Origin of the sequence: Capnocytophaga sp. (assembly GCF_030532915.1) — a bacterium.
GTDB lineage: Bacteria > Bacteroidota > Bacteroidia > Flavobacteriales > Flavobacteriaceae > Capnocytophaga.
This window is the reverse complement of the sequence record NZ_JAUNKD010000044.1, coordinates 1-16,045: the sequence shown is the minus strand read 5'-3', so window position 1 is coordinate 16,045 and position 16,045 is coordinate 1. Positions and strand designations below refer to the sequence as shown.

Below are 16,045 nucleotides of genomic sequence, written 5' to 3'. Positions count from 1 at the left end.
CCCAATAATTGTCCCAATTTTGTCCCAGCAATTTAAAAAAACAAAGCGTAACAAACTGATTTTCAATTTATTACGCTTAAAAAGTAGCGAAGACGGGATTTGAACCCGTGACCTTTGGGTTATGAATCCAACGCTCTAACCACCTGAGCTACCTCGCCATATTGACGCTCACCCTAACCGAGTTTGCGGGTGCAAAGGTACTATTTTTTTTTATTCCACCAAACTTTAAACACGTTTTTTCAGCAGAACAAATGCAATTTTGAAACGCAATGCTTATTTTAATTCAATTATCATAGAAGTTTTTCCTTTGATTTGTAGCGTTTTTTGTAATTGAAATTCTTTTCCTGATATGATTTCTTTTCCTTTTGTGAATCCTTGTAAACTTTCTTCAAATCGATTTAAATCAATAGTTTGTTCTTCTTTATTATTGTTGATTATCACCATAACGGATTCTGACGGATTGTATCTAAAATAGATATAAACTTCGTTTTCAGGTAAGTACTGTTTTGTTTTTCCATAGTGAATTACAGATTTTTCTTTCCTCCAATTGAACAATTTTGCCGTAAAATCAAAATATTCCTTTTGTTGTTGGGTTCTTTCTGACGGATTGAAGGCGTTTTGTTTGTCCTCTTTCCAACCACTCGGGAAATCTTGTCTGATGTGTGCGTCACCTTTGCTTTTGTCGCCCCGCATCCCTATTTCGCTTCCATAATATAATTGCGGAATACCTCGTACTGTGGCTAAAAGGGTCATTATTAATTTATAATCTTCCGTATTTTGATAGATTTCGTTAATTCGGGAAGTGTCGTGGTTTTCCGCAAAGATTAAAATGTTATTGATGTCTTTATAAAGGAAGTCATTAACAAAATTATCATACAGTTGAATCATTCCTTTATCCCACGAAGGGGAAGTTTTGAAAGCCTCTCCGATAGCGTCGTGTAGCGTAAAATCCATTACGGAGGGTAAGTAAGTGTTATAGCTTTGAATCGCGCTGATTGGGCTGTCCTTTTGCCAATATGATATTTGCGCTTGGTCGTGAAGCCACACCTCTCCAACAATATTGAAGTTCGGATACTCCGCCATAATCGCTTTTGTCCATTTTGAGATACTCTCTTTGTCGTTGTATGAGTACGTATCAACTCTGAGTCCGTCCAAATCAGCATATTCAATCCACCAAATGGCATTTTGTGTCAGATATTTTAATACCAAAGGATTACTTTGATTTAAATCGGGCATTGATTTGACAAACCAGCCGTCCACACAATATTTTTTATCTCTCTCAGAGGTGTTTGAGTCCATTTGTGTGCTCATTCGGTAGTTACTTTGTGCATATCCCGGAAACTGATGAATCCAATCGTACGTAGGTAAGTCATTTATCATCCAATGTGTTGCTCCCCAGTGGTTAGTAACATAATCCTTGATGAGTTTCATTCCTCTTTTGTGGAGTTCTTGGGCAAGTTGCTTGTACGTTTCATTGTTTCCGTATCTCGCATCAATGTTATATACATCACTTTGGGCGTAAGTATGGTACGAATAAGTTGCGTCGTTGTCCTCACACATTGGCGTACTCCAAATGGCAGTTGCTCCCAATGATTTTATATAATCCAAGTGGTTGATGATTCCTTTTATGTCGCCTCCGTGTCTTCCTTCGGGAAGCTTGCGATTCGCCTGCTCCGTTAATTCTTTCTTTGAGTCGTTATTAGTGTCTCCGTTGGCAAATCGGTCAGGCATTAACAAATAAACCACATCAGAACTGTCAAATCCCTTTCTGAGCGCAGACCCCTCACGTCTTTTTTTGAGTTCATAATTCAAAGTTGTAACTTTCTTTTTTGCATCGGAAAGCGTGATTTTATACACTCCTGCTTGTTTATCTTTTGTATTAACTGTTAAGAAAATATAATTCGGATTTTCGGTTTTAATGACATTTACAACAGGAAGTTCGCTTTCTACCAAATAATGTGCGATGTCTTTTCCGTAAAGCATAATTTGCAATTCGGGATTGTGCATATCAGCCCACCAAAACGGCGGTTCGGTTCTTTGAATTTGTGCGTTAATTGTCAATGAGAATAAAATTCCCATCAAAACAATCAACTTCCTAAAATGGTTTTGCGGTTTTTGAAAGCTTCTTAAATTCATACCTTTTTTTATTTATGCCACAAATATAAACAAAACCATCATCATACAGAACCCGAAATACAAAAAAAATCAATTTCAACACATTTTTTTATGAGATAAGTATGCCTCATTTAAAATAATTCACTTATTTTTGCCGTTGTGTTACCATAACCCGTTTATTTTGTGAAAGTAAAAGACATCATATACGAATTGGAGCAGCTTTGTCCGCTTACTTATGCCGAAAGTTTTGACAATGTAGGACTTTTGGTAGGAGATGCTCAAAGCCAAGTTACGGGCGTTTTGCTCACCTTAGACACGCTCGAAATTATTGTTGATGAAGCCATTGCCAAAAAATGCAACCTCATTGTGAGCTTCCACCCCATTATTTTTAACGGACTAAAAAGCCTCACCGGAAAAAATTACGTGGAGCGCGTGGTGATGAAAGCCATCAAAAACGACATCGCCATTTACAGTATGCACACGGCGCTCGACAACCGTTTTTTGGGCGTAAACAAATCCATTTGTGATGCTTTGCAATTAAAAAACCGCAGCATTTTAATTCCGCAGAAAAACCCCATTCGCAAATTGATAACTTATGTACCGCACGCAAACGCCGAAACCCTTCGGCAGGCTTTGTTTGACGCAGGTGCCGGAAACATAGGCAATTACAGCCAATGCAGTTTCAATCTGGAAGGCTACGGAACTTTTAAAGGCAATGACAATGCCAATCCCGCAATCGGCGAGAAAAATAAATTACACACCGAAAACGAAACCCAAATCAACGTCATTTTTCCAAAGCATTTGCAAGCAAACCTACTGAAAGCCTTGCGGGAAAACCATCCGTATGAAGAAATTGCTTACGAAATTTACGTTTTGGAAAATCCGCATCAGCATATCGGGCTGGGAATGGTGGGCGAATTCGAAAAACCAATGCCCGAAATTGAGTTTTTACAATTTCTGAAAGAAAAAATGCCTACAAAATGTATTCGCCACTCTGATTTTACGCAAAAAAACATTCAAAAAGTAGCCGTTTTGGGCGGAAGCGGCGCGTTTGCCATCGATGCCGCCAAAGCCGCCGGTGCCGATGCTTTTGTCAGTGCCGATTTCAAATATCACGACTTTTTTAAAGCCGAAAAACGCATTTTACTTGCCGATATCGGGCATTTTGAAAGCGAACAATTCATAAAAAATCTTTTATTTGATTATCTTACAAAAAAAATTCCTAACTTTGCCCCCATTTTATCCGACATAAATACAAATCCTATCAAGTATTACTAATAGATATGACAAAAAAAGCTGAGATTACCGTAGAAGAAAAATTGAGAATGTTGTACGATTTACAACTTATCGATTCACAAATTGACCAACTGCAAAACGTGCGGGGCGAACTTCCGTTAGAAGTTGCCGATCTGGAAGACGAAGTGGAAGGACTCAAAAACCGCTTGGTAAAATTCAAAGAAGAATTGGAGCAGTTGCAAGCCGGAATTTCCGAAAAGAAAAATGTAATTGAAGAAGCCAAAATCTTGATTAAAAAGTACAACACCCAACAAAAAAACGTACGAAACAATCGGGAATACAACTCCATCACCAAAGAAATTGAGTTCCAAGAGCTTGAAATTCAGTTAGCCGAAAAACGAATTAAAGAAGGAAAAGCCCAAGTGGAGCAGAAAAAAGAAGCCATCAAGCAGGTGGAAGAAAAAAGAACGCAACGGGAAGCTCACCTAAAACATAAAAAAGGCGAATTGGATTCTATTTTAGCCGAAACCGAGAAAGAAGAAGCCTTTTTACGCGAAAAAGCCGACGAATTTGCCGAGCAAATCGAGGACCGACTCCTTGCAGCCTACCGCCGCATTCGGTCAAGCGTGCTAAATCGGTTGGCAGTGGTGCCCGTAGAACGTGGAGCTTCAGGGGGGTCGTTTTTTACCATTCCGCCGCAAGTGCAAATGGAAATTGCCGCACGCAAAAAAATCATTACCGATGAGCATAGCGGAAGAATTTTAGTGGACGCCGCTTTGGCTGAGGAAGAAAAAGAAAAAATGGAGGCACTTTTCAGTAGCATCCGATAAAAAAGAGGGTTTTAGACTTTTTTATACTTAGGAATTGATTGCCAAGTGCATCAATTCCTTTTTTTAAATCTTTTTTGAGTAAATAAAGATAAAAACACTTCTAAAAAATCCTATCGATTATCCGATTTCAACAGAATCAACGAAATTACAAACGATATCAGGTAAAATTAAAAAATTCGCAATAAAAAACAAAAATAATCGCTAAAAATTTAAAGGTAAACACTCAAAACAACGAATTTTCAGTTAAAAACAGAAATATGCAATATAAAAATCAATTTACGCACTAAAAAAGATAATTTCATCGGTATAAAAGGGAAATTCGCAGTAAAATAAGCAAATTCTGTACTAAAAATTAAAACGTAAGCATTAAAAAAATAGATTTCCGTAGTAAAAATTCAAACAGAAAGACTTAAATTTACGAATTCTTAATTAAATAACAAACATCACTACTAAAAATTAAAATAGAAACACTACAAAAACTAAAACCCAAAGAAAAAGAACTAATTTTACAAGCAAAAATACAATCAGCAGCAGGTAAAATAAGCACATAAGCAGTAAAATTAGGCTTTTTTACACCAAAATAACACAAAAAATCAGTATAATAATTCAATTTTATCATATAAAATACAAAAATAAATGACAAAACGACAAAAACAACTGCAAGCCTTTGAACGTCTGTTGGATATTATGGACGATTTACGCCAAAAATGCCCGTGGGACAAAAAACAAACCCTCCAATCGCTGCGGCATTTGACAATCGAGGAAACATACGAGCTCGGCGACGCTATTTTGGACAATAATCTCCCTGAAATCAAGAAAGAATTAGGGGATTTATTGCTTCACATCGTTTTTTATGCCAAAATCGGCAGTGAAACCAACGATTTTGACATTGCAGACGTGGCAAATTCGGTTTGTGATAAACTTATCGAGCGTCATCCGCACATTTACGGCGATGTAACCGTAGAAAACGAGGAAGATGTGAAACGAAATTGGGAAAAAATCAAACTTAAAGAAGGAAAAAAGAGTGTTTTGGAGGGTGTTCCGAAAAGTTTGCCCGCACTTGTCAAAGCATCACGCATACAAGACAAGGCAGCCGGTGTAGGCTTCGATTGGGACGCTATAAACGACGTTTTTGAGAAAATAAAAGAGGAAATCAACGAACTAAATCACGAAATTGAGCATAAAAACACCGAAAATATCGAAAAAGAATTCGGCGATGTGCTTTTTAGCCTGATTAACTACGCCCGATTTCTGAAAATCAATCCCGAAGATGCTTTGGAGAAGACAAATAAGAAGTTTATCCGCCGATTTCAGTATTTAGAGCAAAAAACAGCCGAGCAAGGCAGGTCATTAAAGGATATGTCCTTACCGGAAATGGAAAAATTCTGGCAAGAAGCCAAAAATCACGACTAAAAGCGATGTATCCGTATCATAATAAAATAAAACAGCGCATCAAAAACGGAGAACTTATTAAATATGAGTTCGTTGAGCGGTATAAAAACATTTCGCCCTGTTTGTTGTTGCATTTCAGCACCGAACCACACATCCGACCGATTCGGGAGCATCGTTTTTCGGAATATAAGCAAATTCTGCCCGATTTCGACACTCTTTTTGACAAAAACACGGATTTTACTGATGAAAAATAGCTTTTTTTTAATTATATAACCAAAAACCTGTAATCCTACACCCCTAATTCCCCTAAAAACGGGAACGGCGGCACTAAAAAAACCAAAAATCAGTAGTCATATCGGTCTTTCCACAGATTTTTTAAGTGCGTACGCATTGCATTTTCGCGCTGATTGTCTCCGGGCTGATAAATCGTTGTTCCTTGAAGGGTTTCGGGCATAAAATCTTGAAAAGCAAAGCTATTTTCATAGTCGTGCGCGTATTGATACTCCTTTCCGTAGCCCAATTCTTTCATTAATTTGGTCGGAGCATTGCGTAAATGCACCGGAACGGACAAATCGCCGGTTTGTTTAACGATTTGTTGTGCCAAATTGATGGCTTTATAGGCTGCATTGCTCTTGGGCGACGCTGCCAGATAAGCGGCGCACTGCGAAAGAATTATTCGGGACTCAGGATAGCCGATTGTGGTTACCGCCTGAAACGTGTTGTTGGCTAAAATAAGTGCGGTGGGGTTGGCATTGCCAATATCTTCGGAAGCTAAGATAAGCATCCGTCGGGCAATGAATTTCACATCTTCACCGCCCTCAATCATACGTGCAAGCCAGTAAATCGCCGCATTGGGGTCGCTCCCCCGAATGGATTTTATGAAAGCCGACACTATATCATAGTGTTGCTCGCCGGTTTTATCGTAAAGCACCGTGTTTTTTTGCACAATTCGGAACACTTTTTCGTTGGTAAGCTCAATAACATCCGAATTATCAAACGAATTAACGATAAGTTCGAAGGTATTGAGCAATTTACGTCCGTCGCCGCCCGAAAGTTGCAGTAAGGCTTCGGTTTCGGTGAGTTTTATGGTCTTTTTGGCTAATAAATCATCTTTTTTAATGGCATTTTCAAGGAGTTTTTCCAAATCTTTTCGCTCAAAGGCATTCAAAACATACACTTGGCAACGGGAAAGCAGCGCGGGAATGACCTCAAAGCTCGGGTTTTCGGTCGTAGCGCCGATGAGGGTTATCCAACCTTTCTCAACGGCTTGCAAAAGAGAGTCTTGCTGGGTTTTATTAAAGCGGTGGATTTCATCAATGAACACGATGGGGTTTTTAGCGGTGAATAATCCGGTGCTTTTTTTCGATTGTTCGATAACTTCCCGAACTTCTTTAATCCCTGAACTGATGGCGCTTAGGGTAAAGAAGGCGCGCTTGCTTTGTTGGGCAATGATGTTTGCCAAAGTGGTTTTTCCGGTGCCGGGCGGTCCCCAGAAGATTAATGACGGAAGCATTCCGCTCTGAATTTGTTTGCGCAGCGAGCCGTTTTCGCCCACCAGATGTTCTTGCCCCACATACGAATCTAAATCGGTTGGGCGCATACGTTCAGCCAAAGGTGTATTCATAAAAATGTTTTTGCAAAGGTAAAAAATTATGTGTTTTTTGCCTTAAAAATAGACATAAAACAGGAAAATAATGATTTTTACGCCTAAATTATTGTTTTTTTAACCAGATACGATTACATTTGCGGTTTGTTATAGGAAGAAATCTCTTTAAACGGGCTTATTTATTTTTAATACCTTAATTATGAAACGTTTATTTTTTATAGCGATACTGAGTTTTTTGTCTGTTCCGCTTTGGGGGCAGTACACCGAGATTATTAACTCAAACCTGCCGGGCAATTCACAAAGTGCCTATTCGGTTGGGGGTCGTGTACTTCAATTTGAAGGCGGTTTGTGGGTAGAACAACGAAATCACAACGAAATTTTCACGGATATGACCATTGTCGGGCTGAATTACTCGGTTCGCTACGGATTATTATCCGAACGCTTGGAGGTGATGCTCAACGGAACAATGGCGTATGACAATGTGCATTATTACCGCTTTTTTGACGAGCGTACCAATCATTTTGGCTTTGTGAATAACACAATTGGTGCAAAATACCTGATTTATACGCCAAAAACCGACGGGAAACCCAATATTTACAGCTGGAAAGCCAATAATGCGTTCAAATGGAGCAATTTAATTCCGGCAGTGGGTTTATACGCCGGAATGAACTTTTTCCCGAACAAACGTTATTTTTATGATGAGGTAGATATACTTTCGCCCAAAGCAGTTCTTTCATTGCAAAGCCAAATTTCGTCACGCATCGTTTTGGTAGGGAATATCATCGCAAATCGCTTTTTGAGCAAGTATCCCGAATGGGGTTACGTCCTGACGCTGACTCATAATTTGGATAACGGTCGATTCAGTATTTTTATGGAATCGGAAGGCATTCAAAGTGGTTATTACAGCGACCAAATTATGCGTTTAGGCGGGGCATATCTCTTTACCAAAGACATACAAATAAATGCCGATTTAGGAGCCAGCTGGAAGAACACGCCTTCGCGTTATACGGCACTGCTCGGATTTTCATACCGCATTGATAATCATAAATCGTTTGTAAAAGCAAAACAGCGCGAAAAACTCAAACCTACAAAAATCAAGAAACAGAAAAAACCGAAAACAAAGAAAAAATGGCTGCTATTTTAGTCAAAGAAATACATTCAAAAACCGATTTAAAGGCTTTTGTGAAATTTCCTTTTAAACTTTACAAGAATAATCCGTATTGGGTTCCGCCTATCATAAGCGAAGAGCTGGCATCGTTTGACAAAACCAAAAATCCGGTTTTTGACAATGCCCAAGCGTTTTTTTATTTGGCTTACAATGCAAAAAACGAAATCGTGGGGCGGGTAGTGGCTATTATCAATCGGCACGACCTTTCGCAAAACAGCCCGAAAATCCGTTTTGGTTGGCTGGATATGATTGATGATGAAAATGTTACCAAAGCGCTTTTGGAAAAAGTTGCCGAAAAAGGGCGTGAACACCGGCTCAGTTATATGGAAGGACCGATGGGGTTTTCAAATATGGATAAAGTCGGGGTGCTAACCGAAGGTTTTGACCATATTGCCAATATGATGACGTGGTATCACTTTCCGTATTACAAAGAACACCTTGAAAAACTGGGCTTTACCAAAGAAAAAGGGTATGTTGAAACCTCTTTCACGATGGATAACACCAATCCGGAGGTGTTCAGAAGAACCGCCGAAGCCATTCGCACGCGTTATCAGGTACGACTTGTGCCAACCGACACCAAAGAAACCGTGCTGAAATATGTTGATGCGATGTTTGACCTCTACAATGAAACCTACGCCAAACTATCATCATTTGTGCCGGTAAGTGAACGACAAAAACAATATTTTAAGGAAAAATACGTGCCTTTCATTGACCCGAAATACATTCGGTTTATTGAAGATAAGAACGGAAAATTGATTTGCTTTGCCATCGTACTTCCTTCTTTTTCAAAGGCTTTACAAAAAGCAAATGGAAAGTTATTCCCCTTTGGTTTTTGGCATTTGCTCAACGCCAAGAAAAAACACGACACGGTGGAGTTTTACCTAATCGGTGTTTTGCCTGAATATCAAAGTAAAGGTTTACCTGCCTTGTTATTTGAATATTACCATCGCATTTTTACTGAAAACGGTGTGAAAAAGTGCATTTCAACACCCGAATTGGAAGACAATTTAGCCATTCAGCAACTTTGGAAAAATTTTAGTCCGGTTATTTTTGCAACACGCGCTACATATCGTAAAGAAATTTAAAATAAACATTAAAAACACCATTTGCATTACGTTACAATGAATTACTTACTTCCTTTCTTGTCAATTGTTTTAGGATTTGCTATCGTGCTTATTTTCAAACCTAAAAACCAACGAAACATCAAGCTCTTATTGGCATTTAGTGGTGCTTTTTTGCTTGCGATGACTGTTTTTACGTTAATTCCGGAAGTTTTTCATTCACTGGAACACGTTCACGAACACACCGAATGCGACCATAGCCACAGCTCGGGGAAAACCATCGGTTTGTGGATTGTCATCGGGATTTTATTACAAATCATTCTGGAATTTTTTTCACGCGGTGCCGAACACGGACATATGCATCACCCGCATAGTGAGTTGAAAAACGCCTTTCCGTGGTCATTGTTTATCAGTTTGAGCATTCACTCAATTCTGGAAGGTTTTCCTTTGCATCACCACCATCATATGGTTTACGGAATTTTTATCCATCACTTGCCCATAGCGATGATTTTGACGATTTTCTTTTTAGATTCAGGTATTGGACTTCGACGCACTTTTATCTTTCTGATTTTGTTTGCGTTAATGACTCCGCTTGGAACAATGTTAGCCGAATTTGTACCGCAATTGGGCAAATATCACATTGAAATTTCATCAATCGTAATCGGGATATTTTTGCATATTTCATCTGTAATTTTATTTGAAACATCTGAAAATCATAAATTTAACCACATTAAATTGGCTACTATCATTTTAGGTTTTGTAGTGGCTTATTTTACATAGAAAACCAAAAATGCTGATTATATATCGTTAAAAAATAAAGAAGATAAAACGCATTAAAAATCAGCACGAAGCAAATTTACCATTGATTTTTCCGAAGAAAAAACGTTAATCATACAATAAAAAAACAGTACAAATTAGAATTGTACTGTTTTTTTTATTCCCGTTTTTGGAAGATTGATTTTTTCCAATAAAAAGGGTTTATTTGAAAAAGATATTATTTTTTAGCTTTTGCCATTTTGGCTGCTAAAATAACCGCATTACGCGCATTTACAATCACACCGGCAGTTGAAAGCTCCGAAAAATCTACTTTCTTTTTGGTTTCATCTTCACCGACATACACCTTCAAATTGGGTTTTATGCCCGATTGCATAATCACTTTTTTCACCTGTGCGGCGGTCAAATTAGGGAAATAAGAACGTATTAAGGCTGCCAATCCGGCTACTTCGGGTGAAGCCATTGAGGTTCCTTGTAAGAACTTGTACGCACTGGCAGGCGCCGTTGCCCAAATTTTTACCCCCGGTGCGAAAACATCGACGTTTCTTTTTCCGTAGTTTGAAAAATCAGCCACTAAATTTTCATTAAACTGAAAGTTTAATGCACCAACAGTCAAGAAGTTATCAGTAAATTCTTTTCCGTTAATTTCATCGTTGGGAAAAGACGGTTTCACGTCAAGGTCTTGGCTGTCATTTCCGGCGGCATTCACAATAAGCACATCTTTTGAAGCGGCATATTTTATGGCTTCATACACTTTGTCTTTGTGTGGCGAATACCCCTTTCCGAAGCTGGTGTTGATGACTTTGGCTCCGTTATCGGCTGCGTAACGAATGGCAAGAGCGATGTCTTTGTCATACTCATCTCCGTCGGGAACGGCACGCAACGCCATAATGGCAATATGATTTGCCACGCCGTTCATACCGATGTTATTATCACGCTGGGCACCGATGATTCCGGCAACGTGCGTTCCGTGCAATGATTCTTCCAAAACCGGTCCCACCACATTGTTGTTTCCGTATTGGGTTTTGCTGAAATCATTTTCATCGTCTTTAAGAATGTCTTTACGTGGATTAAATTCCAAATTTAAATGATAATTAAGCTTTGACGTATAATAATTTACGGCATCTTTGAGTTCTTCTTTCAAGGTTTCGGAGTTGTCCACACGTGCCAACAACTGGTTTAGAAAATCAACATACTGAACCAGCATCGGGTCATTTGTTTGAATTTTTGCCAAATCGGCTGCCGTGTATTTGTCTTTTTTAAGTTCGTTTTTCAGAATATCATCGGCGGTTAATAACAATTCGTAGAGTTTGTCAAAATAATTTTTCTCTGCCAATGTTTTTTCATATTCCTTTTCAAAAGCATTTTTGGCTTTTTCATAATCGGGATTGCTCGTATCTTTTGATTTATAGATACGGGTCATTTCCATATTTTCTTGATTGATGTCGCCTAAAAAATTCCATCCGTGAATATCATCAACATATCCATTATTATCATCGTCAATGTTGTTATTCGGAATTTCTTTCGGGTTTGTCCACACCACGTTTTTAAGGTCTTCGTGATGAATATCAATCCCTGAATCAATCACCCCAACAATTACCTTACTGCTTGGTTTTATGTTTTTTAGCAATTCATAAGCTCCGCCCAAATCAATTCCGGGAAATGTGTTAAGGTTTTGATGCGGCCACGTTTTAAGTTGATCATCGGTGTATTTTTCGGTTGCGCGAGGCAAACCGCTTGGAGTAGTTTCAAACGGAACGGAAGCAATTTTTGACAACGGACTGGCACATCCCGTTAAAACCGCTGCTGAAACCGTAAATAAAAAAGATTTTTTTAAATTCATTTGTAATGGATTTTGTATGATTTCAAATTAATTAATAAGTAAAAACAGGGCAAAGGTACACAAAAATTAAATACACCGGCAAAATACAATCTATATTTTTGCTGAAAATTAAAAATTGGCACAACTATTGATTGATGAAAACAGGGACTACTCCCATTAACAATAAAAAAATTGATTATGAAACGATGGTTTGCTTTAAGTTTGGTTCTGGCACTGTTTTTAAGTGGTTGTTCAACACGCGATTATGATGAGCGTCCGCTTTCTCTGCACGAGCTGTTACATTCGTACGGATTATGGTATGTGGAAGTGAATGCCACTTTGGGGCGCGACCGAATTCCGTTTATGCAAAAAGCCTTCACGCTTTCATTTGACAGAGGCGTGTTACTTGCAAATAATAATTTGGTAGGAATCGGCTCAATAGGAGGTGGTTACGGCAGGGAAATCGGGCGTTTTTCAGTGGGCGACCCATTTTTGGAAATATATCACAACTTTGATGGCGCATATCGTTTCAAAGTGGTTCAAGTGGCTGTTAATGAGATTGATTTGGTGGATATGAATTCAGACGTAATATATCATTTGAAGGGTTATCATCGGCATAATTTCAATTACGACCAATTATTTCTTGACAACATAAGTTATTTTTTACAAGAATATGCCTTTTGGGAGAAAACCTTCACAAGCCGACAGGGCATTGCCAATCCGTTTGATGCTGAAAATTTTATTGTTTTTTACAATGCAAACGGCGATTTTATTTTTGAAACGAAAGACCATATCACACGCCCAACGCCTATTTTTAGAGGATTATACAGTGTTGATAATATGCGAAATAACTCAAACTTAAAACTCCTCACCTTGCATTACGGCAACGGACGGGAACATTTTGAAGTTCGGGTGTTAAACGACCAAGAAATTGAACTTTTTCACCTCAATTCACAGACCGTTTATCGTTTTAGAGGCGTGCGCAACATTGTTTACAAAGCAGCTGAACAAGATAAAAAAGTTACGCCCGTAACTTTTTAAGTGAGAGGGAAAATCCCTGTCGGCAAGCCGACAGGGATTTTTTGAATGCCGTTGCAACAAAATTCATTGTGATAACAGAAGGTAATTTTCTCTGTTTCACTGGTAAATTGATTGCCATCTAGCTGACCCCAACAGTTTTTAGACATAATCTACTAAGGTTCTAAATGCCCTCTTTTTTGGTTTCGTCTTTTTGAACGGGTGTTCCAGATTAAAAATCCCATACCCAGTTCGTAAGCATCAACGCTTGATCGGCTCCCCAGAAAACAGACGAGATATGCACCTCATTATTAGTTATTTAGCTTATCTATTTTATGTCTAATACAAAAATCGGCATTGTCGGCCTGTCTCGTTACAATGCCAAACAACTTGGTGGCGTCTTCCCCTGCTTTTAAACCTCCTTTCATATAGGCTGAACCCGCCAACGGAACGCTAAACGAAGCCGAATATATCAATGTATTAGCCACATCGCCTCGTATGCCGGCATAAACGGCGCCGACAGAGTCGGTAAACGTGTCCACACCCGGTATTAAACCAATTCCGTCTAAGGTAGCGAAAACAGCATCGTCTAAAAGTGAAATTTTGTTAAAATCATAAAAATGGTTCGCATTTAACACCTCGGTGTCTAATGCAATTTGCACCTTTGAAGCCCAAGTCCACGAATCTTTCGACTTTGCCCACAACGCCGTAACAAGCGCATTGTCATCATAATAAAGCTCTCGGAATTTGCCTAAATCATCATTGTTTATCTGTTTCCAAATGTCAGAGACGATATTATTTCAAAGAACTTGTTTTTAGGAGAATTACAAAATAATAGAAAATTAAACACTATAAAATTTATTTTTCCCAAAAAAAATACAATACACTAAATTTATTAAAAACAAAAATAAGGAAAATAAAATTTCTCTTATGTTACTACCTATGTAAAAATCACTTTTATTTTGAGGCTCTACTCCATCAAAAATAATTTTATCTCTATAATCAACAAAGTAATCTTCATTGGTGTAAATATGGATAAACATCAATAGAGCAACAACAAAGAGAGCTATTAAAACTTCTAACCTAAAAATTTTGTTTATTAAAAAACAGATAAGCGTAAAAACGCCATTGGCTACTATAATGATAGGCAATATAAAGTATAGAAAAAAAACAAATGCTGTACTTATATACACATACAATACGGATATTACTAATAGTAATGTCCAAAAATATTGTCGTAAAAAAGCACTCAATAGTCTGTATATCTGCGTACTTATTTTTTCCATAAATGTTTTATTTTAATTATATATGTTAAATGGTCTTTAAAAGGTTGATAGCCATACTGGTGCTGTAATATCCATTGTGCCAAAACACCCCCTCTATAATTATATTTGGCAAGATTGATTTTATTTCCCCAGAAGCCTAAATCTTTTGTATAATCATTTTCAGAAACACCAAATGTATCAAAATATTCTAAAACAACAGTAGCTTCATAACCTATTTTGTCATTTTGTGTTATTTTTTTCCATTCTTTAACGCCTACTTTTGCTCCTTGTGTGCCTCCTATACAAAATAGAGCTAATCGCTCGTTGTTACCTAATCGTTCTTTATTCTCCAGTTCATCTGAGAAGACTTTATTATACAAATACTTTGCTTCAAAACCTGGAAAACAATTTATATTTATCCTGTTGGTAAACCAACTATCATCCAATGGATTTTTTTGAATAACTTCATCATTATTAATTTCATACATAAAAATATGATTTATCAATTTAATCATATTGTCAATTCTTCTTTTTCCATTTTCAGTTTCATAAATAGCCTCTGAAATTGTTTTCGTAGCGTAATAATTTTCACCTGTTTTTTTGTAGAAGTGATTCACTAAATCTTCACCTGCTTTTTCATACTTAGCTCTTTGATTTTCATTCCAAAGATAAGTGGACATTAGTCTGTCTGTTAAATTCATATATCCTTTTATTTTATTTTTAAAAAACTCCTTTATAAAATTTTCAGATACATTCCTTAACGCATTATCTCTGATAAGCTCAGGCATCAATAATTTTTTATTGTCTAATTTTTTCTTTTCATTTTCAAAAACATAGTAACCTGCTGTATGATAAGAAGATGGATTCAGATGATTTTTATAGAAAAAATTCTCGTAATTATTCCAAAGAGTTACAACTGTTTTATAGATATCTTGTGCTTTTTCAGTGGAAGGCAGTAAATTATAACCATATGATAAATCTTGTTTATCAGCTCGTTGCCCTCGTCTATCAGCATCTATAATAATTCGCATATTTTCTTTTATTTCATTTTCATTAGAAGCCTCTACTGAAAAATAATCAGGTAAAATTAAGAGTTTCTCATCAATAAAAAATTTATGATTTTGTTCATCCCGTTGCGGAAGTCCATTACAATCTCTGCATTTAACTATCCTTTTTACTTTTTTGTCATTTACATAATATTCACAAAAATCAGTCGCATAAACAAGATTACCTTTTTTATTTGACAAAGTAAAGTCTTTAAAAAGAATGGTTTGATTATTATCTGTATCAAAAGCCATATAACCTTGTCTATCTTCTCCATATTTACTTTGCAGTGGAAAATATAATTTTTTTGATGGAATATGTTGTATAATAGCTACCCTGCCTTTATATTTTTTTGTTTTACTCCCCACAAAAGCATACGCCCTATATTCCTTACCAAGTATGATATTTTGGTTATCTAAGTCTTTTAAAATATGAGGGATTGGTATCTCAGGAAAAACACAAACATAATCTAATTCTTTAATTTTATACTCCCCATCATCTTGTTCCTGAAACACGTAAATTTTCAGCTTCGGGTCATTGATTTGCTTCCAATCGCTGTGTGCAAAGGCGGTTTCTTGAGCGTAATCCATTAAGGTTCTGAACGTTCCTTTTTTGGTTTCGTCTTTCTTGAACGGATGTTCCAACTTAAAAATCCCGTGTCCCAGCTCGTGGGCGATGGTTCGAGCAAGGTCTTTCGCCCCCTCTTCTTGGGAGA

At 37.4% G+C, this 16,045-nt stretch carries 13 protein-coding genes, 1 tRNA gene and 1 pseudogene; 8 read left to right on the top strand and 7 right to left on the bottom strand.

The features are described 5' to 3' along the window. Positions 1 to 84: 84 nt before the first annotated feature. Both Q4D72_RS10770 and Q4D72_RS10765 read right to left on the bottom strand, forming a co-directional pair. Positions 85 to 158, bottom strand: a tRNA-Met gene (locus Q4D72_RS10770). 115 nt (positions 159 to 273) lie between these two features. Further along, positions 274 to 2,136 (bottom strand): glycoside hydrolase family 13 protein, encoded by a 1,863-nt coding sequence (locus tag Q4D72_RS10765; protein ID WP_303077869.1) that lies wholly within the window; start codon positions 2,134 to 2,136, stop codon positions 274 to 276. A 162-nt stretch (positions 2,137 to 2,298) separates the two neighbouring features. Between Q4D72_RS10765 and Q4D72_RS10760 the strand changes: the two genes are divergently transcribed. From Q4D72_RS10760 to Q4D72_RS10745, 4 genes are all read left to right on the top strand, one after another. Next, positions 2,299 to 3,393, top strand: a complete 1,095-nt coding sequence (locus tag Q4D72_RS10760) for a Nif3-like dinuclear metal center hexameric protein (RefSeq protein WP_303077868.1) — start codon at positions 2,299 to 2,301, stop codon at positions 3,391 to 3,393. Between the two features lie 5 nt (positions 3,394 to 3,398). Further along, entirely contained in the window at positions 3,399 to 4,181 is a 783-nt protein-coding gene (locus Q4D72_RS10755; protein ID WP_303077867.1) for a zinc ribbon domain-containing protein, read from the top strand. 636 nt (positions 4,182 to 4,817) lie between these two features. Next, positions 4,818 to 5,594 carry a nucleoside triphosphate pyrophosphohydrolase gene (gene mazG / locus Q4D72_RS10750; RefSeq protein WP_303077866.1) on the top strand — a complete coding sequence of 259 codons (777 nt, stop codon included), beginning with the start codon at positions 4,818 to 4,820 and terminating at the stop codon, positions 5,592 to 5,594. Positions 5,595 to 5,599: 5 nt separating this feature from the next. Beyond that, positions 5,600 to 5,827 carry a hypothetical protein gene (locus Q4D72_RS10745; protein WP_303077865.1) on the top strand — a complete coding sequence of 76 codons (228 nt, stop codon included), beginning with the start codon at positions 5,600 to 5,602 and terminating at the stop codon, positions 5,825 to 5,827. 89 nt (positions 5,828 to 5,916) lie between these two features. Here Q4D72_RS10745 and Q4D72_RS10740 read toward each other — a convergent pair whose 3' ends face one another. Then, complete coding sequence (locus Q4D72_RS10740) at positions 5,917 to 7,197, bottom strand: replication-associated recombination protein A (RefSeq protein ID WP_303077864.1); 1,281 nt, start codon at positions 7,195 to 7,197, stop codon at positions 5,917 to 5,919. A 181-nt stretch (positions 7,198 to 7,378) separates the two neighbouring features. Here Q4D72_RS10740 and Q4D72_RS10735 point away from each other — a divergent pair, with 181 nt between their 5' ends. Genes Q4D72_RS10735 through Q4D72_RS10725 form a run of 3 tightly spaced genes read left to right on the top strand, consistent with a single transcriptional unit; the run spans position 7,379 to position 10,188 of the window. Next, on the top strand, positions 7,379 to 8,323 hold the full coding sequence (locus Q4D72_RS10735) for a transporter (RefSeq protein WP_303077863.1): 945 nt from the start codon (positions 7,379 to 7,381) through the stop codon (positions 8,321 to 8,323). After that, a complete protein-coding gene (locus Q4D72_RS10730; protein ID WP_303077862.1) occupies positions 8,308 to 9,432 on the top strand; it encodes a GNAT family N-acetyltransferase in 1,125 nt (374 codons plus the stop codon). The genes Q4D72_RS10735 and Q4D72_RS10730 overlap by 16 nt, the downstream gene beginning before the upstream one ends. A 36-nt stretch (positions 9,433 to 9,468) precedes the next feature. Next, complete coding sequence (locus tag Q4D72_RS10725) at positions 9,469 to 10,188, top strand: ZIP family metal transporter (protein WP_303077861.1); 720 nt, start codon at positions 9,469 to 9,471, stop codon at positions 10,186 to 10,188. A gap of 214 nt (positions 10,189 to 10,402) precedes the next feature. Here Q4D72_RS10725 and Q4D72_RS10720 read toward each other — a convergent pair whose 3' ends face one another. Beyond that, complete coding sequence (locus Q4D72_RS10720; protein ID WP_303077860.1) at positions 10,403 to 12,025, bottom strand: S8 family peptidase; 1,623 nt, start codon at positions 12,023 to 12,025, stop codon at positions 10,403 to 10,405. A gap of 177 nt (positions 12,026 to 12,202) precedes the next feature. Between Q4D72_RS10720 and Q4D72_RS10715 the strand changes: the two genes are divergently transcribed. Further along, a complete protein-coding gene (locus Q4D72_RS10715; protein WP_303077859.1) occupies positions 12,203 to 13,045 on the top strand; it encodes a nicotinic acid mononucleotide adenyltransferase in 843 nt (280 codons plus the stop codon). A 287-nt stretch (positions 13,046 to 13,332) separates the two neighbouring features. On the opposite strand, the gene Q4D72_RS10710 is transcribed toward Q4D72_RS10715, so the two are convergent. From Q4D72_RS10710 to Q4D72_RS10700, 3 genes and pseudogenes are all read right to left on the bottom strand, one after another. After that, the gene (locus tag Q4D72_RS10710; protein ID WP_303077858.1) at positions 13,333 to 13,725 is read right to left on the bottom strand and encodes a hypothetical protein; all 393 of its coding nucleotides are present in this window, start codon (positions 13,723 to 13,725) and stop codon (positions 13,333 to 13,335) included. A 138-nt stretch (positions 13,726 to 13,863) separates the two neighbouring features. After that, positions 13,864 to 14,307 (bottom strand): hypothetical protein, encoded by a 444-nt coding sequence (locus Q4D72_RS10705; protein WP_303077857.1) that lies wholly within the window; start codon positions 14,305 to 14,307, stop codon positions 13,864 to 13,866. Next, a pseudogene (locus Q4D72_RS10700) lies at positions 14,295 to 16,045 on the bottom strand (hypothetical protein); the annotation flags it as partial. The pseudogene Q4D72_RS10700 and the gene Q4D72_RS10705, both read right to left, overlap by 13 nt.